The sequence below is a fragment of the Mycoplasma wenyonii str. Massachusetts genome (assembly GCF_000277795.1).
Classification (GTDB): Bacteria; Bacillota_I; Bacilli_A; order Mycoplasmatales; family Mycoplasmoidaceae; genus Eperythrozoon_A; species Eperythrozoon_A wenyonii.
On sequence record NC_018149.1, the window covers coordinates 38,118 to 61,656 of the forward strand.

The window sequence follows — 23,539 nt, forward strand, 5'->3', positions numbered from 1 at the left end:
ATCTTCTGACAGAAACTATTGAATTTGAGATCCATCAAAGACAAAAATAAAGAATGAAGAGTTTATTACAGATGATGGAAGAAAGTTGCCCTTTAAGTTGAGCGTTAATGCTACTTGAGATTCTTCATTAATAAAGTAATTCTTTGATCTTTAAGGAAAGATATATAATTTAAATTAACTATTCAGATAAAAAGATATGCTTTTTGTAATTAAGGCTTTATTGGGGACTGGAGTAATAGGGGGTGGTATTGTTGCACCTATCGCTTTATCTCAAAGTTCCAAGAGAAGTGAAGTAAGTCTTGCTGAAGAACTTGGTACAACATTCGGAAAGACAGTTGCAAATCTTGGAAATGTGTTCTTCGAAGTGAGTGCTAGAGAAGCTACAAATCAAAAGATTAGATTAGCTTTGGGCGAAATAGATCAAAAGAAGTGTGCATTACTTCAAAATCAAGCAAATAGTGAATACTGATTCAATGCACTATATGCCTGCAATAAGGATGATCGAGGAAATGTTGATTTCTATTACTTAAGTTCTGAAAGTGCATTTAAAGCTAATAACGAAACTAAATTCATTAAGAAGGTTTCAAGTGTTAACTACGTAGAAGAAAACGATACTACTGCTAAGTTAGTGTTAGCTTTTGAAGATGGTTCAACACATAATTGAAGTGTTGTTTCTGGTAGCATGTGAAAAGATTTCAAGAATGTAAATATTGGTGAACAATGCAAGGTTAAGAATTCTGGAGAAAATTACTTGAGATGCGTGATAAGAGATGCTGGAAGTAATAATTATTTCACTCACCTTTTTCAACCCTTTTAGTTAGATTACTTTCTTTTTCAAGCAGGATAGAAAATAAAGAAGTTTTGCTTTAAGAATGTCTCTTTTAGCTCTTTTCGCTAAAGTTGGTTCTTTAGTTGTAGTTGCAGGAGCCGCTATAGCTACCCCTTTAGCTCTAAATGCAAGTAAATCTTCTAAAACACAAGAACCTGCAAATCAAGCTACAGAAACAAGCATCATAGATTTAAGTGCACAAGGAACAGCTGAAAGGGGAGAATGTTGGGAAATTCCAACCATACCTAAAGATAATTCCGAGCTTTTAATTTGTACAAACAAAGATAAATACTATTTGTATGATTCAAGCGTTTCCGGTAAAAATGAAGCTTTTACAAAAATTACAAAGATAGAAGGTCCAAAAAATAAAACAATAACTATTACCTTAGAAAAAGGAGAAGCTCAAACTAAAGAATTAGTGTTGGCTGATAATCAGTGAAATGGAAGACCAGAGAATTTGGATTTTTACAACAAGTGTAATTTAGTTTCCGCCGATACAGGCTCTTCTATGTTATTTTGCACCTCTACATCTTGGAGCTCATCAATCACTCTAACTTCCTTTACACTTGAACATTCTGAACAGAGACAATAAACTTTTAGCTTTCAATGGTAATAAGTAAGACTTTTATTGGTATTGTTGTTGGAGGATTACCAGCTGTTGCTATTGCAAGCTCTTTAGGTACCTCTTTAACTTCTTCCTCAAAAAAAGAAAGACAAGGAACTGACACTTCTATAGAAAGCAGAACTGAAACTAGTAATCCAAAGTGAAACCATCCCAGTCAAATTCCACAAGCAGAATGCTATGAAGTCACAAAAGATGAATCTGAAAACACTAAGCTAATATTTTGCACAGACTCAAAGTTTTATCTCTATGGTTCCAATAAATCCATCACAAAAGTTAAAAGCGTAAAAGCTCAAGATCCTACAAGAATTGTTATTGAGTTAGAAGGAGAACAAGATACAAAACGCAAAACTTTTAGTCTGAGTGGAAATGGTTTGGCGGGCGTTTCTCTAAATGAAGAGTTGAATGGAAATAGAGCTTGTAATATCAACCAAACTTTAGATAACGCCAGCGACAAACAAGTATTAATTTGCAAAAATGCTTTGAGTAATCCTATTCCATTACTTAACTTAGAGCCTTAAATTTACTTTTCTAGTCTCTAACTTATAGATAAGCTACTTTTTTAGTTAGCACTAGAGGATTCTTCAAATAGAAGATATGCTGTATCTAGCTCTTCTACTTCTTCTGATGAAGCTGTAACAGTAGTTACTGATTTTCCATTAATTATTTGTGCATCTCCTCAAGTACCAGTTATTGTGTCCAAAATTCTATTGCCACTAAATTCCGTACTGTAATCTCTGTCTCCCTTCTCAGTAGTTTTTGTGAATAGTTGGAATTTTTGATTTGTTTTAGTAAACATACTTCCATTTACAAAGAATTCGTTTGGAAATAAACCAATTCATTTACCAGACATTTTTGTCTTTATTTCTTCTTCTCCTTGATTAGTATCTTTACAATAGACAGCTACATAATCATCTTTTGATTTGCCCCTTTCTTTAAGAATTGCTACTAAATCTGAAGAGATTTCAACACCTCGACAATTACCAGTATCAGTGTCTCGTTGAACTACAACCAATCCTGAACTTTCTGATCTCGTAAGTGCTTCTGAGTTTGTTGAGGTATCAGTTAAAGAGTTTGTTGGAGTTAGTTCTGTATGTCCCGCAGAATTAACTAAATTTGTTGCAGAATCTTTTGTGAAAAATCAAGTTAGGGTACCACAACTTCCTCCTACCCCACCAACAACACCAACTGTTGCAAGAATCTTAAGGCCTGTAATCAAACCTTAGAAATTAAATTTTTTTCTGATTATAAAAATCAAGCTTCTATCTTTAGTGAGGGAGAGAGTATATAAAAATAGCTCTTTAAGAAAAAGGGAAAGAGAAGATTTGAAACAATAAATATGTTTATTAAAAATAAAGATATATAATTTAAGTCAACTACTTAGATAAAAAAATATGCTTTTCTTGTTTAAAGCTTTATTAGGAGTTGCAACAATAGGGGGGGGTGTTGTTCTTCCAGTTGCGATGTCACAATCAGGAACTGATACTGGTACTAAAACTTTACAAGAACACGCAAGAGAATCTGGAAAAGCACTAGGAGAAACTGTCAATAGACTTGTTGGTTCTTTAGTTGAATTAAGAAGAAAAGAACAAGCTAAGAGTCAAGAAAATGGTAACTTCTCTGCAGTATTTAAAGATTTACAAGATAAAGGTTGTCAATTAATTCAAAACCCTGCAGGATCCAAAGATGATTTCCACGCACTATATGCTTGCAAAAAAAATAAGAAAGATAAGAGTCAAAAAACCAGTTTCTATTACCTAGGATCTAGAGACTCTGTAAAAGTAATGGGAAGAGATGCTCTTAAGGAAATTACTACTGCTACATATAAGAGTGATGGACAATTAATGTTTGCTCTAAAGGACAGTAATCAACAAATCTCTATAAGTGTTGTTGCAGATAATGAAGGTGGATGATCTTACTTCAATAATGTAAATCTTTCTGATAAGTGTCAAATTGAAACTAGAATGCTAGGTGGAGAAGATCTTAGATGTGAATTAGTAGATAAGAATAACAGTAGATCTTTCTTTTACAACTTTTCAATTTTTTAATTAATTTCTAAGTAACTGGTTTATTTAAGATAACTATTTAGCTTTTGACAATAGGAATAAAAATTCTTTCTTCTACTTTAGGAATTATTGGAATTGTTGGTTCTGGAGCTGTTCCTGTAGCTCTTTGACAAACAGGTTATTTTGAAACTAAAAGAGAAGGAGATAAATCTTTTACTCTAGATAATCAACAAAGCTCTAGAGTTGCTGGTTCAGCTGGAAAAGTAGCTACTTCAAAAGAACAACTAGCACAAGATGAAATTTTTGAGAGTTGTTTAAAAAACAATCTAAAGTTTCAAGTTAAAGATGTTGGCGGAGGAATCAAGTGAGTAAATTACGGAGAATACAGCTTTTCCGTTCATGGAGTGGCTCTAGATTCACAATATTCACCTAATCAATGTAGCAGAGAAGTACCTAGCAAATAATGTTTGTAGTTACTACTTTAGCTAAATTAGGCGCGGGTGTTTTGGTTGTTGTTGGAGGGGGTTGTGTAACTTCTGTCGCCCTTTGACAAACAGGTTATATAGGGACTAATAATGCAGAGGGTTCATCTTCAGTCGGTACTCAACCTCTACAAGACAGTCATGTCCAAGCGACTCAATCTGATACTTCCTTAGATAGTGATGGCTTCTGACAGCCACGTCAAGATACCTCTCAAATCACACAACCGCTTGCGACTCAAACAGATAATTGCAAAATATTGAATAGCACCGATTGAACACAAACCATTGAAGGATTGAAAAAGACAAATAAAGATTATGTTGTTATATCTTGCGAAAACACCGGCTCACAATTAAAGAATTGAACAGGTTTCTTCCCAAAAGAAGATTTATCCGAAGAAGATCTAACGGCAGATAAAACATTAATTATTCGAACAAACACGCAAGACGTTGAAGAAATAGAAGAGGAGAATATAGATGCAGAATCAAACTTTAGAACTACATTCACAAGCACTATATTTGCTAGCGGTTCTTTAACTGGAGATTGGGGGAGTCAGCCAGAAAATATTGATAACAAAGAACTAACTGTCTTTCAACCTACTGCTGATTCAGAAAGCGATAAGAAGTTTTACTTAATTATTCCTAAATTAACAGGTAAATAAATCTATTAACTAAACAAATAACCTTCTAGTAATTTAGTTAGTAACTGAATGGTATAGTCTAGTTTCGCTCTTTTCTCCCTAACTATTCCCTTTCAACTACTATTAGCTTCTCTTTCTTCTATTTCACTATAGAGATTGAAATATAGCTTAAATTTCGGTTCTGTCCCTGAGAATCTAGCTTTTACTCAGTTATCAGGAGAACTAGGGAAAGAGAACTTAAATAACCCTTTTACTTCCCCTTTAGTTACCTTTAGTTGGAATCTATCTAGTTGAACTACTTGTTCTTGTTCAGCAAGTTCATTCAACTTTCCAAGAATATGTTTTCTTTCCTCCATAGTTATCTTGAAAGAGATAGTTCTCCCCAATCACACTAAACTAACCCTTCACATTAATCAATAAAGTTGAGAAACTAAATTTCTTCCTTCAGTTTCCATAAGCTTTTTATTTCCACCAAATTTATAGAAAGCAATCATGTACATAGTTAAGATGGTTTGTTGAAAACCATCTTTTTCTAGAGAGATATTAGGTAAAAATAAACCTCCTATCGCCTCTTCACAGCCAAGCAACACTTCTCCTTTAGCAGAACATTCTTCTACCTTTTTCCCTATACTTTTAAAACCTGTGTTGGTTCTAATTACTTCGATAGGAAAATCAGACTGAAACAACTTAACTACCTTATCTATAAAGTCCCCACTCACATAAGTAGTAATTAGATATTTGTATTGGATTCGAGCTTCTTTTTCACTCTGAGCCATTTCTAATAGAAAGTAAGCAAGTAATACTGCCATCTCATTACCAGTAAAGTAGTATCACTTATCTCCTATTCACTCTGCCAATGCACTTCTATCAGAATCTGGATCGTGAGCAATTAAGTAATCTATCTCTAAAGTTCTTGCTTCTTTGGACATATTTCTGAAGGACTTAGGCTCTTCTGGATTAGTAATTTCTTCATCCGAGAAATCACTAGTAGGAGTGCATTCTCAGTAATACTCTTTAAATCTTTGAGCTCCAAAACTTCTTGCCAAGGTAGTCATTCTCCCTGAAGAGGTACCATGGTGAGAAGAAAATAAAAACTTAATAGTTCTTATTACAGTCCCCCCTAGGACAAAAAACTTCCCTAATCTTTTCTTTATTTCTCTAGTTAGGGCTAGAATGTATTGTTCAAAACTTTCATTACCTAGAGCTTCAAACTTAGAAGAATTACTATATTTAACTGTCAAATAATCTTCTGGGGGCAGGAAATTCTTTCTTATTTCTGCCTCTTCTTGAGCACTCAATTGCCCTCCATTAGAACCATATAACTTAAAGCCGTTATAGCATTGAGGGTTATGACTAGCAGTTATCATTACCCCTCCCTTTAATTTCTTTTCTTTGATATAGAAAGCCAATATAGGAGTCGCAATACTTTCTGCAGAGAGCAATGCAGGAACAGAATTGTGTTCTAGTACTTTATACATAGTCTCTGCAAATAATCTACCGTGTTCTCTATTGTCATAACCAATAAGTATTGGTTTTTTGCTGGGATTCTTTTTTAGAAATACAGAGTAAGCTTCAGCAAATACTCTAAAAGTGTGAACATTTAGTCTTTTAGGCCCTATTCCCGTTAAAGCTCTGATTCCAGAAGTACCAAATTGAAACTCATTACCAGAAAGAGTAAATTCCCTTTCTTGCTCCTCAGGGGTTAAGATTTTTAGTTTTTTTAGATCGGTAGAGCTAAGCCTAGTACTATTAACTCACTGAAAATAAAGTTCTCTAGGACTTAATGTTCTCTTTGACAACTTAACTTTTTCCAACAGTAGAGTAGATTAGCTCTAGTTTTTTTCTAGCTATCTCTCTTAAATAGTCTGAGTTCTTTTTAAGCATCTCTTTAATATCTTGATCTTTTATTTGAGAGTATCTCTCTTGAATAGCTCCCATTCTCTCTACTACTAATTTAGATAGTTGTTCTTTGAATTCTTTGTAATTAAGAGACTTAACACTTTCAAATACCTCTTCCAGACTCTTTTCAGATAAAGAAGAGTAAATAGAGAGTAAGTTGTGAATTCCTTCTTGAGACTTATCTAAAGAGAGTTGATTAAGAGAGTCTGTTTTTGCCCTCATAATCTTTTGAGTTATCTCTTTAGGGCTATCTGCAAAGAAAATAACTCCATCAGGATTAGTAGTACTCTTGGACATCTTTTTAGATGGATCTACTAAATCCATTATCTTGGCTCCAGCACCTAAGTGAACTGGAGAGAGTTTAGAAGGAAAGATATTACAAGAGTAAAGTCTGTTGATCCTAGAACTTAACTCAGAACACAACTCTAGATGTTGAGTTTGATCTTCTCCGACAGCCAAATATTCTGAGTCATAAAGTAGGATGTCTGCGGCCATAAGCACTGGATAGACTAGTACTCCAAATAAGTTAGGTTCAGTTCCATTAGGCTCTTTAAATCGATTCATTAGGAACTTATATTGAGTCATAATTTGTAGCTCTCCTAACTTAGTGTGAGTTAATAAGAAATAAAACAACTCTAAATGTTCAGCTTTTAAGTCTGATTGAAGCACTATCCTAGTTTTTTCAGTATCTACTCCTGAAGCTATTACTCACTTAATTAGCTCTCAACTTCTCTCTTCAATAGTTTGAAAAGAGATCTTCTGAATAGCCAAGGGAATTGTGTATGCATGTAAGTCAGCAATTAAAAGTATTGAGTCATATTTATCTTGATTCTTTATGAGAGGCAATAAAGAACCAATGTAATTGCCTAATGTAAGAGTTGAAGTGGGCTGAATACCACAAATCAAGATAGGTTTTTTAGCTGTAGAATTCACTTTTATCTAGTTAAATATAGGCCCATAAACACCTTTTTAAGATAAAAAGTAGTTGGTCTCTTAAGCCCTCTATGAGTTACAAAATAGCTTTAGTAGGATTACCAAATGTAGGTAAATCTTCAATTTTTAATCTCTTAAGCTCTCAACTCAAATCAACTGTTGCCCCATATCCATTTTCAACTATTAATCCAGTCAAGTCAGTTGTTTATATGCCCGATGAAAAGCTAGATAAACTTCATCAACTATTTCTTTGATGATTTAAAGATAGCCTTGAGTCTTCTAGATTAATTAAAAAATATTGTTCTTTTGAATTATGAGATATAGCTGGCATTGTTCCCCTAGATGGAACTCAAGATAAGACTTCTGAGTTAGGACCAACCTTTTTATCTCATATAAGAGCTACTGACCTAATACTTTTAGTAGTTAGAGCCTTTACTGAACAATCTGTTACTTCCAATATAGAAAGTTTTTTGAGAGAAAGACCAGAATTCTATGATATTCTCTCTAAACTAGATTCTTTAACTACAGAAAGTCAAGGTCAAAAGGGATTAGATAAGACTAAAGAGTTCTTTAGAGATCAAGAGATAGAAGATATCTCTTTCTCAAACAATACCAACTTACAAAGTACTTTAGAGTTATGTATTTCTTCGGAACACAAAGAAGCTCCTAAATTACCTAACTTCTCTGAGAGCATACTAGAAGCTCAATTAGTATTAATGACTCTAATTCAATCTGATTTAGAGATACTCACTAAAACCATTCAAAAATACTCTAAGAATCTCAAACTCTTCGAGAAAGAGTTAAAGATATTAGTACCAATTAAAGAAGAACTCGAGAGAAGAAAATATATTCCTATTAGTTCTTTAGTGAATTACACTAAGTTATCTACTCAAGATCAAGAGATAATCAATAGTCTTTCACTACTAAGCTCCAAACCTATAGTATTGCTAGCTAACTATGGTTCTAGTAACGAGTCTTTAGAGCACCTCTCTCAATTAAAAAACTGGGCTAGTAGATACTCTTTGCCCTTTTGTTCTCTAAATCTAGAGGCAGAAGAGATTTACTCTTTACTAAGCTCTGAAGAAGAAAAGCAAGAAGCTAGAGCTTCTATCTATCTAAAACACTCTTCTAAAGAGCTGCTCTTTAGAACTATTAGAAAAACTTTAAATTTAAGCTCCTTCTATACCTTTAAGTTGGAAGACAAACTAGGCAAAAAATACAGTCTAACTAATTGAAATTGAAATGTAGAGCCTGTAACAGGAGAAATAAGAGCTTGACACTTTGATCAATCAGAAGAAAATAACTATCTATATAAATGTGTGTCAAGCATTCACAACCAACTATCTGACTACTTCATCTCTTCCAAATTAATAGAAAGTGATAAGTTCTTGCAACTATCTCCGATACAAGAGTTCTCAAGTGAGTTAATTACTGGCTCTAAAAACTACAGATTACAAGGGGGAGAGATAGTTCAAATTATCGCTTCAGCTTAAAGTTGCCTATTTACTCTAATAGTCAATCTGCAAGCTTAACAGTAATCTGTGGACCTATGAAATCAGGAAAGTCAAAAGAACTATTTCTGATAATAGATAGACTCAATTATCAAAAGAGAGACTACAAGATCTTTAAGCCTAAGCTAGATACTAGAAATCCAGACACCATCTCTTCTAGATATCTCTCTCTTTTTAATTCTGCAGTAATTATTGATGAGACTAATCCAGCAGAGATACTAGAACACATTCCCAAAGAGTTAGAAAAACCTTTAACAGTATTAGTAGATGAAGCTCATTTCTTTTCTCGCAAACTCATCTCAGTTGTTAAATCTTTACTGATTATGGGAGTTAATGTAGTTATTTCTGGGTTAGATTGTGATGCTAACTTTAATACTTTTGGGCCTATGGGGGATTTACTTGCTATTGCAACAAACATCAAGAAATTAAATTCAGTGTGTGAGTTTTGCTTTAATTCAGCTAACTTAAGTGCTCTAAAGGACTCAGTGCAGAGCTTTGAGAGGGGAAATATTCTTATAGGTAATGATCAATACCTAGCATTGTGTTTGAATTGCTATTTAAAACACACAAACTACTCAGAGAGGGTACAAGAAACTCCAGAGAGTTTAAGTTCTTAGTCAGTCACTTTAGTTAGATAAATAATTACTGAAAAGAAATTCTTCCGATTAGATCCCTCGACAAATAAACCATTCAGTGTTGAGTTGAGAGTTTAGATTAAGTAATTAATTTACTAAGCAGCACAGAAGACAGGTTTGTTTTTGAAGTCATCTTTTCAGTCGAATTGGTATGAAAGAACTACATCATTTTCCTTCAACTTTAGTTTCATTTGCGATCCCAAAAGGAAATATCCCGCACAAAGCGATTCTTTTGTATCGTATTTCAATTTCAATTGACTTATTTGACAAGGAATTGATATTCGTTCCCAACCCATTCTAAAAGTTCTGTTATTTACAGGAACCTTAATTGACACTTTTTCCTTAAAGTTTTCATTTTTATCTTGATAGATCTCTATTGCTCAATCTTGTCATTTACCAGAGTTAGTAGCCTTTGTACCTTCCCATTTAATTTCTTGATTTTTATTGTCTACAACCTTCAAATAAGGAGTTCTAGCTTTTGAAGGACTATCGGTATTTTCAAATATCAAAAATACTGAATAATCTCTACTACCATCGGTGTTAGAGCACTTTAATATTGGTTCTGCAATACTTAAATCTCTAGTTAACAACAAATTAGAGTTCATAGCGAAACATTGCTTTCTTAGTGAATAAAGAGGAGGAGAGACCATTCCGGCTAAAATGACCGCTCCAAAAAGAGTTGCAGCTTTTAGATTCAAAACCATAAATATTATGGATCTTATAAAAGTTTTTAATTTGGAAACGTTATATAAGTATCCTTATTATTTCTTTCATTCTTTTTTCTAAAAGATTGTTTAGTTTCAACTTGAAAATTTATGAGAAATCCAAAACTTCATATTGTCGGCGAGTTTAGTAAATTTATTTAACTAGCCTTTTCCATAAAAGGTGTAAGTATTTAATAACGGAGAGGGATGAGTGCAAAAGTATTAACAAAATTTGCATTAACTACAACAACAGGTTTATTGGTTGGTGGTCCAGTGGCAGGTGTTGCGTATTTTCTTCTTTCTTCTACCACTTCCGGTTACGGTAAGGCAGTTAATCCAAGATTGATAATGGCTAAAGCAAGCGGAACTAATTCAGAATTGAGCTTTAGCTATGATAGTTTTTTCCGGGGTGGGCAAGAAGTAGGTAAACCAGTTGCTTTTAGAGATACAAAAATTAGTTTCAATGGTTATCAACTTAAAGTCGGTGATATATTATGTAGCCCTAGTCAGAATGGAAAGTTCTTTGTATTAGAAGAGATAGCTGGTAGAGGAAGTCCCTTACCTTCGACTTACAGAATAAAAGGATATTCAGACTCCTTTACAACAACAAGATGTAATTGATATGATTTTCCCGCCGAAATAAGAGACAAAAGGGACGAAAGTAAAACAATTGAATTAAAAGGTTTCGGGGGAATGAGCAGGAGAGGCCACGGATATTCTGCCGGAATTGATACTATTTTTGTCTCTAGTTGCTTTTTTGAACTAACAAAAAATCAGCAACAAGTAAATTCCAAGATGGGCATTAGCTGAGATGAATGTAAATCGAAAGAATATGGAGGAAATCATTCATGAAATATCATTCAGAAAACTCAATTAAGCGCGGAGTATGAAATTAAGTAATTAGGTTATTTTTATGGCCTCCACAGCATTAACCAAATTTGTTATTACTACAACTACATGTGTATTGGCGGGAGGGGCTGTGACGAGTGGTATTTACTTTTTAAGTCCCTCCCCCACTTCTACGTCAGGAGAAGGAAAGGCAAGCAAACCTAGATTAGTAATAGCAAAGATTGGAAAAACCGACTCAGAACTTAGCTTTAATTACGATAGTTTCTTTTCAAAGGGAGAAAATAAGCCAGTAACTTTTGCTGAATCCAAAATAAGCTTTAATGGCTATCAATTAAAGAAAGGTGATATTTTATGCAGTCCTAATCAAAATGGAAAGTTTTTTGTACTAAATGAAATTGATGGGAGAAATAGAGCAACTTCTACCTATAAAATCATGGGTTATCCAGAAAATTACACAGCTACTGGTTGTGGTTGAGATAAATTTTCTAAACAAATAAAAAATGATGAAAGTAAGACCATTTATCTAAAAGAGTTTGCGGGACCAAGAAATTTAGGATATGGTTGATCGGCGGGTATCAGTAGTATCTATATCTCTAATTGTTCTTTTGAATTAAAGGGAAAAAATAACCAATTTAGTTCAGATGAAAAGTGAGGTATTGATTGAAAAAATTGCAAACGAAATGAGCATGGAAAAAATTATTGAGATTCAATCCCAACAACACAATTAGGAGTAAATTATGAAATTAAATAATCTTTTTTGCTATCAGGAAGAGCTTTTAAATTAGTTTCATTATCTGTCATAGGTCTTGCAGTCAGTTCAATTATTTGATTGACAGCTAAGGGAGAAAAAGTTACAAAAACTGGACATGGTGTGGCTAAAAATCCAAGATTAGTACTAGCTAGAGGAGAGGGGCTGGATTTAAGTTTTAGTTATGATAGTTTCTTTGGAGACAAAGATCTAACAGGTAAGTCTATACCTTTTAAGGAAGTAAATATCAAGTTTGGAGATTACAAGTTAAAAGAGGGAGATGTGTTGTGCAGTCCTTATCAAAATGACAAATATTTTGTATTAAGGGAAATTAGTCGAAGAAGCGATCCAATACCTAAATACAAAATAGATGGTTATGATGGAGAAGTGAGTCGTTGCGATACAAACATCTTTCGCAACGGTAAAGGCGGAAAAATTAAAACAGTTACATTAAAAGGCTTTAGGCCTTTAGGATCTACTCAAAATAGTGCTAGTGTTTCTGTGATTTATGTCGCGAATTGCCACTTTACTCTCAATAAAACTGCAGAAGGAGCTATTCGAAATATTATGGCAAGTAGATGCACAACCACAGAATATAGAACATTTGGATCTGAAATTCAAACTTCCCCCATAATAACCAAGTATGAGTTTGATAATTAGATAGTCTTTATTTGTTTCACAGCAACAAAATAACTTATTAAGTTTTAGAAAGAAAACTCTATAAATTCAAACACTTACAATATACAAACAAACTGCAAATATAATTATTTGAGAACTTGTGTTCTTGCAGGTTTGAAGATAGTTCTTTGACAATAACTTAAAGGTAAACCGGAATAATTTAATGAGAGTTTGATTCTGGCTCAGGATTAATGCTGGTGGTATGCATAACACATGCAAGTCGAACGAGTGGAACTTGTTCTACTAGTGGCGAACGGGCGAGTAATACATATTTAACTTACTTTTACGAGGAGGATAGCAGCTCGAAAGGGCTATTAATACTCCATAGGTTTATAAACTAAATTAAAGAGGCTCCTCTGGGGCCTTGCGTAAAACTAGGAATATGTCCTATTAGGTAGTTGGCGGGGTAAAGGCCCACCAAGCCAATGATGGGTAGCTGGACTGAGAGGTTGAACAGCCGCAATGGGATTGAGATATGGCCCATATTCCTACGGGAAGCAGCAGTGAGGAATTTTTCACAATGGACGAAAGTCTGATGGAGCAATACCACGTGAACGATGAAGGTCTTCTGATTGTAAAGTTCTTTTATTTAGGAAAAAAAGCGTGCTAGGAAATGAGTGCGCCTTGATGGTACTAATTGAATAAGTGACAGCTAACTATGTGCCAGCAGCTGCGGTAAAACATAGGTCACGAGCATTATCCGGATTTATTGGGCGTAAAGGAAGCGTAGGCGGGGAGGTTGATCCATTGTTAAAAGCATTTGCTTAACAAATGTGTGCATTGGAGATCGCCTCCCTAGAGTTAATCAGGGGGTACTGGAATTCAATGTGTAGCGGTGGAATGCGTAGATATATTGAGGAACACCAGAGGCTAAGGCGAGTACCTAGGATATAACTGACGCTGAGGCTTGAAAGCGTGGGGAGCAAATGGGATTAGATACCCCAGTAGTCCACGCCGTAAACGATGAGCATTGGGCATTTGACATCTGGTCGAGTGCTGTAGCTAACGCGTTAAATGCTCCGCCTGGGTAGTATATATGCAAATATGAAACTCAAAGAAATTGACGGGGACCTGAACAAGTGGTGGAGCATGTTGCTTAATTCGATAATACACGAAAAACCTTACCAAGGCTTGTAATCTATTGCGAAGCTATAGAAATATAGTGGAGGTTATCAGTAAGACAGGTGGTGCATGGCTGTCGTCAGCTCGTGTCTTGAGATGTTTGGTTAAGTCCCGTAACGAGCGCAACCCTACTCTCTAGTTACTTAGTTCTAGAGTGACTGAATCGTAAGATATAGGAAGGATGGGGCCAAGTCAAGTCATCATGCCCCTTATGCCTTGGGCTGCAAACGTGCTACAATGGTAGGTACAATGTGTTGCAAACTAGCGATAGTGAGCCAATCACCTAAAGCCTATCTTAGTCCGGATAAAAGGCTGCAATTCGCCTATTTGAAGTTGGAATCACTAGTAATCCTGTGTCAGCTATATCAGGGTGAATACGTTCCCAGGTCTTGTACACACCGCCCGTCAAACTACGAAAGAAAGTACTAGTCAAAACCACATTCGATTGTGTCTAGATTGGTAATTTTGATTGGAGTTAAGTCGTAACAAGGTACCCGTACGAGAACGTGCGGGTGGAAAACTTTTATATTATTTTGGAAGAGGTTTTACAGTTCTGGTTTACTTTATTGTCAAAGCTATCTGTTTTATTGAATTAGATGTGCTTAAATCCCTAAATAATAAATAGATTGTTCTTGCGCTCGGTCTAAAGTTTCTTTTCTCTACTATTTCCGGCGGTATTGTAGGAGTAACTGGTTTTACTTCTTTTTCTGTTAAAGACTGAGATCCTGAGTATGTTTGAATAGCAAGTGCTAAAAAAAATTCTATTTATTTGCAGTCAAAAACCAAAGATGGAAGAAAAAGGAAATGAAGAAAATAATTTAATTTAGATTTATCAATTTACTTTACATTTAAAGAAGGTGTTTCTCGGGTTGAAAATGAAACTGAACTTCAATTGAAAGGGAAAGGAAATTATGTAAAGGGCCGAGAAAAAAGATTATAAAGTCTGAAAGATATAAAGAGAAAGATTTACACCAAAAAATCAATATTGGTGGTAGCCAAGAACAAACTAGGTTTTCTTTATCAGTAAATAAAGAAACTACAAATAATAGACTAGATAAGGCTGGTGGAGGCGCTGATGCTTATGATTATGGAAATGAGAAAATTTGCAATAAACCTATTTTTGAGTTTGAAAATATAAAGAAATGAAATACTACAGAATCTATTATTTATTAGATCATGTGAAAACGAGGTAAATATTACAGAGGTTAAATTTTCTTTAGACAACTGCGACAAAAATGAACAAAATGGTTATAGGGGTTGTTCAATAAAAATTTATTTTTCCGCAGACAAAGGATTAAAGTGATCGAATAACTTTAACCCCACAGTAATCAAGTAACTAACCAATAAATTTTATTTGTTTTATAAGTCTTTAACTAAATCTTCCTCCCGAAATTTGTTGTCTAATCAAAAAAGTGTTTGTGAATGACAAAAAACATCTAAAAGACTTCTTATTTAAACAACTTCAACTTATCACCTAAAGAGATGTCCAGAAATAAACATTCTAGGATCATCCACCATTTCATACAAAACCAAATGAGGAAGAGATCTTAAGTCATGTACATATAAATCACCGGAACCAACTAATGTATGGCATAGTTGTCTAGTTCCTAGATAGTCGAAATTTAGATTTACAAATACATCATTTTTCTTTAAGGCTGAACTTGCCACATAATCTTCAGAAATTGCAGGAACTATTCATTGATCTGAAGTACTTGAATATTGTGCCTTTACATACTCTTCTGCAGATTTAAAGATGGGAGTCCCCTTTTCTTTATTAAAGGCTTTAGCTACTCTATCTGTTCGATCTCACATTAAATTTGTATCCATAGCAAAGAATCTTCCGGAGATAGAGGCAAGCATCGCATTATGTGCCTTTATTTTTCCTTCTATTTCAGGAAGATCATTTATAAATTGTTTCTCAGGAACATCCTTTCCATCGCTAAATAAGTGCACAAAAGGTTTCGCTCCACGAGCATTCACAACTTCCAAGAAGGCATATAAATGGTCTAGATAAGAAACAACCCCTCCTCTAGAGGCAAGAATAAAAACATGTAGATTCACATTCCCATAGAATCGTATGTCATCAAACATTTGATCAAAGTCTGGTAATTTTGCAAATTCCCCTGATACTATAGCCTTATTAATTCTGTCTAATCAATTAACTTTATTAGCTCCTGTTGCGCCTGACTTCTTCTCTTCTTCTGAACAGCTACTCATAACCGATGAAGTAAATGCCGAAATCCTGTATGATTTTATCATTGATTCTCTGCAGTGAAATCGTTATAAAACTTACTAAATTCTTAAACTTTGTTCATCTTGGAGTATTGCACAAGAACTTCAAGTCCAACCAAAAACATATTGCTTAGAGTTTGTTCTCTTTCTTGTCAAGTTAAAGAAGAGAAACTACCATCTTTATTCATACAGTCAGTAACAGTAAGAATAGTCAAACCTTTCTTATTGTGATACTTAGCGTTGGTATCTAGCACATAACTTTCCATTTCAACAGTGTCACACTTAGATCTTTCCCCTTGTTCTCTTAAGTTGTATGGAGTATAAAAATTATCAGTTGATCAGTTGGTTGTACCAATTAAAGGAATATTTAATTCTCTCGCACACTTATGTGCTAAAGAAACCAATTCAGAATCCACTTTAATAGTATCTTCTTTATTGTGAGGCATATTTAATCATTCACCATAGTTAGAGTTGGTTCTAATATTTTCAACAACCACTACATCTCCAGTTTTAACTTTGTCATTCATACCCCCTGATGAACCACATCTAATAATTAAGTCTGCGTCATAAATTTCTGGAGCAAATAACTCATAGGTATAAATACCAATGGAGCCGTGACCCATACCATGACTCATAATAGTTATCTCTATTCCCTTATAAATCCCTGTATAGCAGTAACAATTTCTGACTGAACTAAGAAGTTTTCAGGGATTTAAGAAAGTCTCCGCAAATTTCTTACATCTCAATGGATCACCAGTAACAATTACGTATTTTGCTATAGAACTTTTAGGCGCCGCGTTGTGAGGTGTTGACATATTTAACTAGAATTTCTGAAGATTTTTATTTTAAAAATGAACTAAAAAGTGGCTCATTTAATCAATTAATTTGTCTATACTGTGATAGTTACTTCTACTTAAAGTTGAAGAGGTTATTCTAGTAAATACAGCCTTTTCCTTGGCTTCTTGTAAATTGGTTGCCCCAAAATAACCGAAAGAAGCTTTAATTCCTCATTCAATGGAGTTCAAGATTTCTTTAACAGACCCTTTAGCTTTTACATAACTTTCAATTCCCTCCGCCACTCTTTTACAGGTAGCTAATAAATGTCTATTGTATCTTCCTTCATTATTACTCCTCATAACTCCATAGCTACCCATGCCTCTGTAGTACTTGTATCTAATTCCTTCCATTTCTACAATATCCCCAGGACATTCATCTGTTCCGGCAATGATATTTCCCAACATAACTGCATCAGCTCCACAAGCTATTGCTTTTACTATTTCTCCTGTAGATCTAATTCCTCCATCTGCAATTACCAATATTCCCTTATCTTTGCAGTAATCTGCAACTTCCGCTATTGCATCTATTTGTCCTCTTCCAATACCAGTGACTATTCTGGTTGTACAAATAGAACCACATCCAATCCCCACCTTGACTGCATTTGCCCCCCTTTCTACCAAGAATTGAGCCGCCTCCGCAGTCACTATATTTCCTGCTATTAGGTAAACAGAGGGGAAATTTTGAGAAATTCATTGCACTAACTCTCCAACACTTTTAGAATGTGCATGTGCGCAGTCCACAACTATAACATTCGCCCCAGCTTCAACCATATGTGTTATTTCTTCTTTAGTGTTATTAACCCCCACGGAAACACATATAGGCTTACTATCTCCAAATTCACCTCTTAACTTTTTAATGTTCTCGATATTTTCTGAAGCATCAACATTCTTATGTAAAGGTCCACACCCCCCATAAGCAGTTATTGCTTGAGCCATGTCGTATCCAGTAATTGTGTCCATAGCCGCAGAAAATATAGGAATCGAAAGACTTAATTTTTCATTCAGCTTAAGAGTTAGATCAACATTAGCTGGCAAAATAGAAGAATAAGCTGGTTTTATTAGCACATCATCAAAAGAAGAAGAAGTTGTTGCGTTAGCAATTTTGTTTTTGAAATATGACATTTTTTTCTCCTAACTAACTACACCTCCCTAATAAATGTTAGAAGTCTGAAGAAGATTTATTATTTCTTTATTTTCGAGAGTGAAAATGTTTGATTAATTTCTTTATAATTTTAAATTTTCCGACTATAACTGACTTTTTGAAATATTTTGCAAATGAAATTTAAACTTAAATTAAAAATGTTTCCTTAAATCTGCGAAATCTAGGGATGGAGATGTCTTCTAAATTTACTCTTCCTTTAGCTATTGGAATTACTAATAAACATTGGGTTGATACTGTGGTCGCTCATATTGCATATGCGAGATCAAAAGAAACAATAAATAGCTATGAATATGACACATCCCTACAAGCCTTAAATTCACTTTCTACGAGGATTCCTGAACCTTCTTTCGAGAAGTTTAAAGGCAAGGCCATGCTTGTTCTCCCTGCCAGAGTCGGTGATATTCTTTCTCAAATTCCCGAAAAGTATGCAGTGCTTTTCGCTCAAATACAAGTTATCAGAGATAATAACTCAGAGACTTTAAAAAAGTATTATCTCTACAGAAACATTATTAGAGATGTTGCGATTAGAAAAAAAGAAGTTTTACAGCTCTTGAATGGAAAAGTCACATCTGTTGGTTATCAGTTTGCATTGGTTTACAGCAACTTAAAAGTTATTCTTGAAGGGTTTGTTACTTCCAGAAGATATCTAGAAACCATTAATGGTGGTAATGATTTGTCTTTTTTTATCGAAGATTATTCTGTCGAAAAGCTCAATTTTATTGCAAAGCAACTTGAGTTATTTAATGTTTCTTCTTTTTCTTCTTCAAATCAAAATTGATTTATTTCAAGTGCAAAAGATTTAGCCCAACTCTCAAAAGGAGTTATACGATATATTAAAAAATTTCATGAAAAAGGTCAGGCCGATATTGACAATAACCTATTAGCTCAAGCTGAAAATTCTATTGATTCAATCCTTTCTTGCTCAGTGCCAGAATTTGCGATTGATTTTGAAACTTATTCCAGTCTTTTTATTCAGGTAAATAATGTATTTACTGCTGTCATAGAAATAATCCAAGCAATTAAGTTTCATGATGATGTAATTGAGCAAGAAGTTACAGGAATTAATAAGGAGAAAATAATAATTATTTTGAATCAGCTATATGCAAGCATATTTGATGGAGAAAGAAAAAGAGAAGTATTTGAGGAGGTTTTCTACGAGGCCGCTGAAATTGACAATATGATTTATAGACTGGCTCAACAGATTAACACTGAGTATAGAAATTCAAAAGATCCTGTTTGTTGTGTCGGTTTCACTGAAGGAGCTATCATCCTACTAGGAAAAATAATCCCCTTACTTAACTTTCCACTTTATCTTGTGACTTATAAGTTTTCATTCTACGGAGATGAAATGAGCGGTGATTTATCAAAAGAAGTTGTAATTGACTTTGATAATTCTAAGTATGATGGAAAAAGAGTTCTTATATTCGATGACATCTTAGATAGAGGTATTACTGTGAAGAAGTTTCTTGAACAAGCCAGAATGAAGACCAGAGCAATTGACTTTAAAGTATGTATGTTGCTTGTTAAGCCTAATCCCGAGAACGTTTATGGAGAAGTTGATTTCTCGGGAAGTATGGTTTCGGATGTATGGGTAGTAGGGTATGGTTTTGATACCAATTACAAGCACAGAAATGCCGATGGTGTGGGACCTATTAAAGAATCATTTAAAAATCTTTAGTTTAAGTTTTTTTGAGGCAATAGTTAATAAGATTCAGCTGATTTTTAATTTGTTATCCTCAACTAACTTTTAAAACCTCAAGATTGAAACAAGCTAATTTTTAAGCTCTAGCAAACAATTTATTAGATATTTTTGGCAATTGGCGTCATCAAGTATTACAAACTTATAAATAAAAACTCTTTCGAGAGGTCCACTGAAAAACATTAACTTTCCGCATTACTATTTTGGGAATATTTAGTACTTATAGCAAAAGCTCTTTTTATGTGTTGATGAGCAAAAGCTATATTTTGTGCCCTAATACTTGAAAATTTTGACAATAACCTCTTAAAGTCATGTTTTTAAGCCAGATTTAAAAAATAGAGTTTTATAGATTTATCGTCGCTAAAAGAGCTTTTGAAACTAAAATCAAAAATATCATTTTTTTATAGATCGTGGCGGGGGGGGCTTTATTGAAGTTATTTCAATTTATGCCGGGATGTGCTTCTATAGCATGCCCGTTTGTCTTTTTTGGAAAAGCTTTTGAGGGTGGCGGAAAGTGATATGTACCTGATTCAGAAAAAATAACAGTTTTTCGCAGTGATAGTGGAGGTAGTTCCAAATTTTACACAAATAATCATGTCAAGGCTGTTCTAGGATTAGTAGGAAAAAAGAAGCACAAAAATAATGGTTTGGAGAGAGTTGTTGTTGTAGATTTCAAGAATATCAACGCTGATAAAAATTGAGGAAGCAATAGTTTAAAAGGAGCAGTAAAGATTGCTCAAAAAATTAATGCCGATAGCAGAAAGGATGAATTTCAAGATGTAAATGATGGAATTTCTTGAAAATTTCTTGGAGTAGAGGGGGAAAAAGTTGTTGGATATATGATTGTGGCTAGATTGAATGAAGAAGGCGGAAAATTATTGCCTCAATTAAAAGCAGACTCTTCTTCTGGCGGAAGTGCATTGGAATTGAAACATGTAACGCAAAGAAAAGACGATAAGCCCGTTTGCTCTAATAGAGGATATAATTTAATGCTTGCGTTGCAACAAGATTTTACCGTCGAATGGAGGGGACAAAATACTAAGCTTGGAGTTATTGCTCCTAAAATTGTCGGAAATCCAAGACATAAAGTCATTTCAAAAATGAAACAGGGGTGCGAAGATCGTGGATATTTTGTAACGAGCAATGTTTATTTCTGGATAAAAAACGGCAAAGAAGAAAATGCGACTAGTTTATTTAGTGAAGAAAGTTCGGCAACTCAAGGCAAAGCTTTACATGTAAAAGACACAATTAAGAATGTGATTTATGACAATATTGAAAATATTGAACTTACACTGAATGGCTTAAAAGATAGTTTTGGAAATACTATGAGCTGAGGAGAAGGCTCTAAACCAATAGTTAATCTGCAAATTAAGAGATAGTTAGTTAATCTATTATGTTACCAATCAAATATTTTTTTCCCATGATATTTGCAGGTGTAGTTGGAGCTGTAGTGGCAATGCATTGCAACGATTCTGTGACTAAATCAGCACAACATGAATCAAGCGCTTTAAATCAACGTTCTTACTTTATATATCTTCCTGCTAAATAAGTTACTAAAGTAATTAACTATTTTTTCTACTTAAATTAGAGGGCAAGTAGTGAGTCTTATAGGCATGTTTACTCAAAACTAAACTTAAATCTTCCGCTTCTTCTTTTTCCGATTCATTCGTTCCTCCCTTGCAATTAATTTCTATATTTTCTAAATCATCTCCCTCTCCCCTTCTCTTTCACTTTAAGCAACATTTTTGTATGGAGATAATTTTGTGACTAGAAGTGCCCCCCCCCAGCACTATTTCCATTTGTCTTTTTAGTGAAATTCAATTGGAGAGCAGTTTTTAAATTTTGTAATTTTGAACAACTATTTTGGCCCATTTGATCTCAAAATATTTTTTGTCCACTATCTAATTGATATTCTGTATCTCAAACATGTCTAGCAATATGATATTTGTCCCCGCCTTCACATCCTTTAACTAAAACATCATAAGTTAATAATTGTTTTGTTCCATATTTCATAATCATCTTTTCAAAAGGTATTTCTCCGCCCCCTCGCTTAAGTAATTCTTCTGCTTCGATAAATAATTCTCGACCATCATTATTAGAGCCTAATACAAACCTCGGATATCAACTTCCAATCTTCTTTTTATTATCTTTGCCAAATAATTTTGAAAAAGGTATGAGGGACATTCCTAAACCAGCCCCACCCATTGCAACTCCAGAGAGAATTAGGAGTTTTAAAAATTTTTTTCTTTCTTTCGAGAATGAAAACGTGTGCAAACTTTAGCTACAAAGGCGAAAGCAGATAACTTAATTTTTTAGAGCATTGAACATTAAATTGAGTAAATTTAAATTCCATTAAGGGAGCTTCAAGTGGTTTCATTCACTTTTTTGAAAATTTTGAGTATGGCTGGTCTTGCGGGAACAGTTTCAATTCCCGCTGGAGCTTTTCTCTATGATTGTTTCGGCAATTCTATAAATAATTTCTTAAAAGAAGGAGTCGTTTCTCCCCAAACATTAAAAGAACACTGTTATCTTTTGCTATCTGCCGCCGAAATAAATAAAAAAGATTTAATTGTCTGTGAAATTCAAAAATACTTAAGTTACTATATTGTCGATAGAGGAGGAGAAGCGGTAACTGTATCAGAAATAGATCAAGTCGTTTCTTCCAGTCCAGGTAGCTATATTGGAGGTGATGTGATTGTAGAGCTGAAAAAAGATAAAAAGAAAGAGCCGTTGAGCGGGGTTCAGGAAAAAAATCATGTTTTGTCGACCCTGCATATTCTCGGAAAAGGGGGACTGAAAAGTAAATGTAAAAAGATAGATGGACAAGTCACAAACACTTGGAAATTAAATTGTGGCAACAAACTATTTATTGATTTGACCCGATATGAAATAAGAGGAGACATATTGTCTAAAAGCACTCGCTAATAAATAGAAACGATCTTTTGGCAAAATGATTTCCCCATTTTTACTTCTAAAAAACTTGTCTTGCTGTCAAATTCAACTTCATTCGACAAAGAATAAATAAACATGATTTCCACAGACCAAAAGCACTTTCTTTAGGTTAAAAAAGGTAAGTACAATATATTTGGTTTTGTTCAGAAATTAGATATGTATAAGCAGTTTAGTGTGTTGTTATGGCATTTCCAACTAAGAAATTAATTAGTCTCTTCACTTCCTTAGTTTCTGCCATAATACCTGTTATTTCTACATTAATTACCAACCATTTCTCTAGCTCCTCAGACTTGAAAGTATCTTTTTATCTGAACCCAATGGAATCAAGCATTAACTCCAATCCAATGAGAAGAAGAAATTCCCGAAAAGATTATGTAAAGGTATTACAGACAAAGATAGAAAAAGAGTTATTTGGAGAATCTGAGGAAAAAGTAAGACCAAAAGGGGCAATAAAAGATTTAAGTGCTTACTCTTTAAATCTTCCAGCGCCAGTGAAACAAGAGCAAGATGCTGAATGTAAGTTAGTGACTACTAATGGAAACAAGAAGATGTTTAAGTGTATTGGTCCAAAAGAAGGACTACTCTCATCTATGATCTTTGATTTCACTACAACTAAATAGCTTTGTAAAATATTCTTTAATTTTTCTTAAAGACTATGATGTTACCTATTAAGTATTTCATTCCTATGTTTGTTAGTGGATTTGCTGGCGTTCTCGCGGCACAAGCTTTGGATAAATCTCCTCCCTCAAACATTATTTGAACTGGAAAAGAACCTCAGTGAATTAATGCGATGTCACCTGGTCAATAAATGAGTAAAATAATTTAGTTACTATGATGTTGCCAATTAAATATTTCATACCTATGTTTGTGGCGGGCTTTGCTGGTGTTGCTGCCGCAAAAGAATTGAATGTCTCAACAGAACCTGTTACTGTTACTAATCCAACCAAAATCGTAATGTGAGACAACCCAAACTTTAACTTCAGCTAATACCACATTTAAGAA

The 23,539-nt window shown here is 34.1% G+C and carries 26 protein-coding genes and 1 rRNA gene; 18 read left to right on the forward strand and 9 right to left on the reverse strand.

Features of this window, described 5'->3' with window-relative positions:
• The first annotated feature begins 196 nt into the window (after window positions 1–196).
• Genes WEN_RS00215 through WEN_RS00225 form a run of 3 tightly spaced genes read left to right on the forward strand, consistent with a single transcriptional unit; the run spans window position 197 to window position 1,972 of the window.
• Window positions 197–817 carry a hypothetical protein gene (locus WEN_RS00215; RefSeq protein ID WP_014849555.1) on the forward strand — a complete coding sequence of 207 codons (621 nt, stop codon included), beginning with the start codon at window positions 197–199 and terminating at the stop codon, window positions 815–817.
• A 55-nt stretch (window positions 818–872) separates the two neighbouring features.
• Entirely contained in the window at window positions 873–1,421 is a 549-nt protein-coding gene (locus WEN_RS00220; RefSeq protein WP_014849556.1) for a hypothetical protein, read from the forward strand.
• A 14-nt stretch (window positions 1,422–1,435) separates the two neighbouring features.
• Window positions 1,436–1,972 (forward strand): hypothetical protein, encoded by a 537-nt coding sequence (locus WEN_RS00225; protein ID WP_014849557.1) that lies wholly within the window; start codon window positions 1,436–1,438, stop codon window positions 1,970–1,972.
• 41 nt (window positions 1,973–2,013) lie between these two features.
• Here WEN_RS00225 and WEN_RS00230 read toward each other — a convergent pair whose 3' ends face one another.
• The gene (locus tag WEN_RS00230; protein ID WP_014849558.1) at window positions 2,014–2,670 is read right to left on the reverse strand and encodes a hypothetical protein; all 657 of its coding nucleotides are present in this window, start codon (window positions 2,668–2,670) and stop codon (window positions 2,014–2,016) included.
• Window positions 2,671–2,845: 175 nt separating this feature from the next.
• Between WEN_RS00230 and WEN_RS00235 the strand changes: the two genes are divergently transcribed.
• Genes WEN_RS00235 through WEN_RS00245 form a run of 3 tightly spaced genes read left to right on the forward strand, consistent with a single transcriptional unit; the run spans window position 2,846 to window position 4,598 of the window.
• Window positions 2,846–3,499: a hypothetical protein gene (locus tag WEN_RS00235; RefSeq protein ID WP_014849559.1), complete on the forward strand. Its 654-nt coding sequence runs from the start codon at window positions 2,846–2,848 to the stop codon at window positions 3,497–3,499.
• A gap of 44 nt (window positions 3,500–3,543) precedes the next feature.
• Window positions 3,544–3,921: a hypothetical protein gene (locus WEN_RS00240; protein ID WP_014849560.1), complete on the forward strand. Its 378-nt coding sequence runs from the start codon at window positions 3,544–3,546 to the stop codon at window positions 3,919–3,921.
• Window positions 3,921–4,598, forward strand: a complete 678-nt coding sequence (locus WEN_RS00245) for a hypothetical protein (protein WP_014849561.1) — start codon at window positions 3,921–3,923, stop codon at window positions 4,596–4,598. Before WEN_RS00240 ends, WEN_RS00245 begins: the two co-directional genes overlap by 1 nt.
• A gap of 5 nt (window positions 4,599–4,603) precedes the next feature.
• Here the strand turns inward: WEN_RS00245 and WEN_RS00250 are convergent, their stop codons facing one another.
• Together WEN_RS00250 and trpS are read right to left on the reverse strand one after the other, a co-directional pair.
• Window positions 4,604–6,376 (reverse strand): phosphohexomutase domain-containing protein, encoded by a 1,773-nt coding sequence (locus WEN_RS00250; RefSeq protein WP_148267975.1) that lies wholly within the window; start codon window positions 6,374–6,376, stop codon window positions 4,604–4,606.
• 1 nt (window position 6,377) lies between these two features.
• Window positions 6,378–7,409, reverse strand: coding sequence for a tryptophan--tRNA ligase (trpS, locus tag WEN_RS00255; RefSeq protein WP_014849563.1), 1,032 nt, complete (start codon window positions 7,407–7,409; stop codon window positions 6,378–6,380).
• A 71-nt stretch (window positions 7,410–7,480) separates the two neighbouring features.
• Here trpS and WEN_RS00260 point away from each other — a divergent pair, with 71 nt between their 5' ends.
• Together WEN_RS00260 and WEN_RS00265 are read left to right on the forward strand one after the other, a co-directional pair.
• Complete coding sequence (locus WEN_RS00260; RefSeq protein WP_014849564.1) at window positions 7,481–8,902, forward strand: GTPase; 1,422 nt, start codon at window positions 7,481–7,483, stop codon at window positions 8,900–8,902.
• A gap of 2 nt (window positions 8,903–8,904) precedes the next feature.
• Window positions 8,905–9,537, forward strand: a complete 633-nt coding sequence (locus tag WEN_RS00265) for a thymidine kinase (RefSeq protein ID WP_014849565.1) — start codon at window positions 8,905–8,907, stop codon at window positions 9,535–9,537.
• A gap of 113 nt (window positions 9,538–9,650) precedes the next feature.
• On the opposite strand, the gene WEN_RS00270 is transcribed toward WEN_RS00265, so the two are convergent.
• Window positions 9,651–10,259 carry a hypothetical protein gene (locus WEN_RS00270; protein ID WP_014849566.1) on the reverse strand — a complete coding sequence of 203 codons (609 nt, stop codon included), beginning with the start codon at window positions 10,257–10,259 and terminating at the stop codon, window positions 9,651–9,653.
• 207 nt (window positions 10,260–10,466) lie between these two features.
• On the opposite strand from WEN_RS00270, the gene WEN_RS00275 reads away from it, so the two are divergent.
• From WEN_RS00275 to WEN_RS00290, 4 genes are all read left to right on the forward strand, one after another.
• Window positions 10,467–11,159 carry a hypothetical protein gene (locus tag WEN_RS00275; RefSeq protein WP_014849567.1) on the forward strand — a complete coding sequence of 231 codons (693 nt, stop codon included), beginning with the start codon at window positions 10,467–10,469 and terminating at the stop codon, window positions 11,157–11,159.
• Between the two features lie 13 nt (window positions 11,160–11,172).
• Window positions 11,173–11,859 (forward strand): hypothetical protein, encoded by a 687-nt coding sequence (locus WEN_RS00280; RefSeq protein WP_014849568.1) that lies wholly within the window; start codon window positions 11,173–11,175, stop codon window positions 11,857–11,859.
• Between the two features lie 6 nt (window positions 11,860–11,865).
• Window positions 11,866–12,516 (forward strand): hypothetical protein, encoded by a 651-nt coding sequence (locus tag WEN_RS00285; protein WP_014849569.1) that lies wholly within the window; start codon window positions 11,866–11,868, stop codon window positions 12,514–12,516.
• A gap of 177 nt (window positions 12,517–12,693) precedes the next feature.
• Window positions 12,694–14,184, forward strand: a 16S ribosomal RNA gene (locus tag WEN_RS00290).
• Between the two features lie 939 nt (window positions 14,185–15,123).
• Here the strand turns inward: WEN_RS00290 and WEN_RS00295 are convergent.
• The 3 genes from WEN_RS00295 to WEN_RS00305 all read right to left on the reverse strand — a co-directional run bounded on the left by WEN_RS00295 (window position 15,124) and on the right by WEN_RS00305 (window position 17,846).
• On the reverse strand, window positions 15,124–15,873 hold the full coding sequence (locus WEN_RS00295; RefSeq protein ID WP_014849570.1) for an alkaline phosphatase family protein: 750 nt from the start codon (window positions 15,871–15,873) through the stop codon (window positions 15,124–15,126).
• 83 nt (window positions 15,874–15,956) lie between these two features.
• A complete protein-coding gene (locus WEN_RS00300; RefSeq protein ID WP_014849571.1) occupies window positions 15,957–16,703 on the reverse strand; it encodes a phosphorylase family protein in 747 nt (248 codons plus the stop codon).
• Between the two features lie 57 nt (window positions 16,704–16,760).
• Window positions 16,761–17,846 carry a guanosine monophosphate reductase gene (locus tag WEN_RS00305; RefSeq protein WP_014849572.1) on the reverse strand — a complete coding sequence of 362 codons (1,086 nt, stop codon included), beginning with the start codon at window positions 17,844–17,846 and terminating at the stop codon, window positions 16,761–16,763.
• Between the two features lie 212 nt (window positions 17,847–18,058).
• Here WEN_RS00305 and WEN_RS00310 point away from each other — a divergent pair, with 212 nt between their 5' ends.
• Together WEN_RS00310 and WEN_RS00315 are read left to right on the forward strand one after the other, a co-directional pair.
• Window positions 18,059–19,564, forward strand: a complete 1,506-nt coding sequence (locus WEN_RS00310; protein ID WP_158308809.1) for a phosphoribosyltransferase — start codon at window positions 18,059–18,061, stop codon at window positions 19,562–19,564.
• A gap of 431 nt (window positions 19,565–19,995) precedes the next feature.
• Entirely contained in the window at window positions 19,996–20,964 is a 969-nt protein-coding gene (locus WEN_RS00315) for a hypothetical protein (RefSeq protein WP_014849574.1), read from the forward strand.
• Between the two features lie 183 nt (window positions 20,965–21,147).
• Here WEN_RS00315 and WEN_RS00320 read toward each other — a convergent pair whose 3' ends face one another.
• Together WEN_RS00320 and WEN_RS00325 are read right to left on the reverse strand one after the other, a co-directional pair.
• The gene (locus WEN_RS00320) at window positions 21,148–21,375 is read right to left on the reverse strand and encodes a hypothetical protein (RefSeq protein ID WP_148267976.1); all 228 of its coding nucleotides are present in this window, start codon (window positions 21,373–21,375) and stop codon (window positions 21,148–21,150) included.
• Complete coding sequence (locus WEN_RS00325) at window positions 21,353–21,790, reverse strand: hypothetical protein (protein ID WP_148267977.1); 438 nt, start codon at window positions 21,788–21,790, stop codon at window positions 21,353–21,355. The genes WEN_RS00320 and WEN_RS00325 overlap by 23 nt, the downstream gene beginning before the upstream one ends.
• Window positions 21,791–21,985: 195 nt before the next feature.
• Between WEN_RS00325 and WEN_RS00330 the strand changes: the two genes are divergently transcribed.
• From WEN_RS00330 to WEN_RS03905, 4 genes are all read left to right on the forward strand, one after another.
• On the forward strand, window positions 21,986–22,510 hold the full coding sequence (locus WEN_RS00330; RefSeq protein ID WP_043911225.1) for a hypothetical protein: 525 nt from the start codon (window positions 21,986–21,988) through the stop codon (window positions 22,508–22,510).
• A 209-nt stretch (window positions 22,511–22,719) separates the two neighbouring features.
• Window positions 22,720–23,157, forward strand: a complete 438-nt coding sequence (locus WEN_RS00335; protein WP_014849578.1) for a hypothetical protein — start codon at window positions 22,720–22,722, stop codon at window positions 23,155–23,157.
• A 35-nt stretch (window positions 23,158–23,192) separates the two neighbouring features.
• Complete coding sequence (locus WEN_RS03705; RefSeq protein ID WP_158308810.1) at window positions 23,193–23,345, forward strand: hypothetical protein; 153 nt, start codon at window positions 23,193–23,195, stop codon at window positions 23,343–23,345.
• Window positions 23,346–23,398: 53 nt separating this feature from the next.
• Window positions 23,399–23,524 carry a hypothetical protein gene (locus WEN_RS03905; RefSeq protein WP_274506144.1) on the forward strand — a complete coding sequence of 42 codons (126 nt, stop codon included), beginning with the start codon at window positions 23,399–23,401 and terminating at the stop codon, window positions 23,522–23,524.
• Window positions 23,525–23,539: the final 15 nt, after the last annotated feature.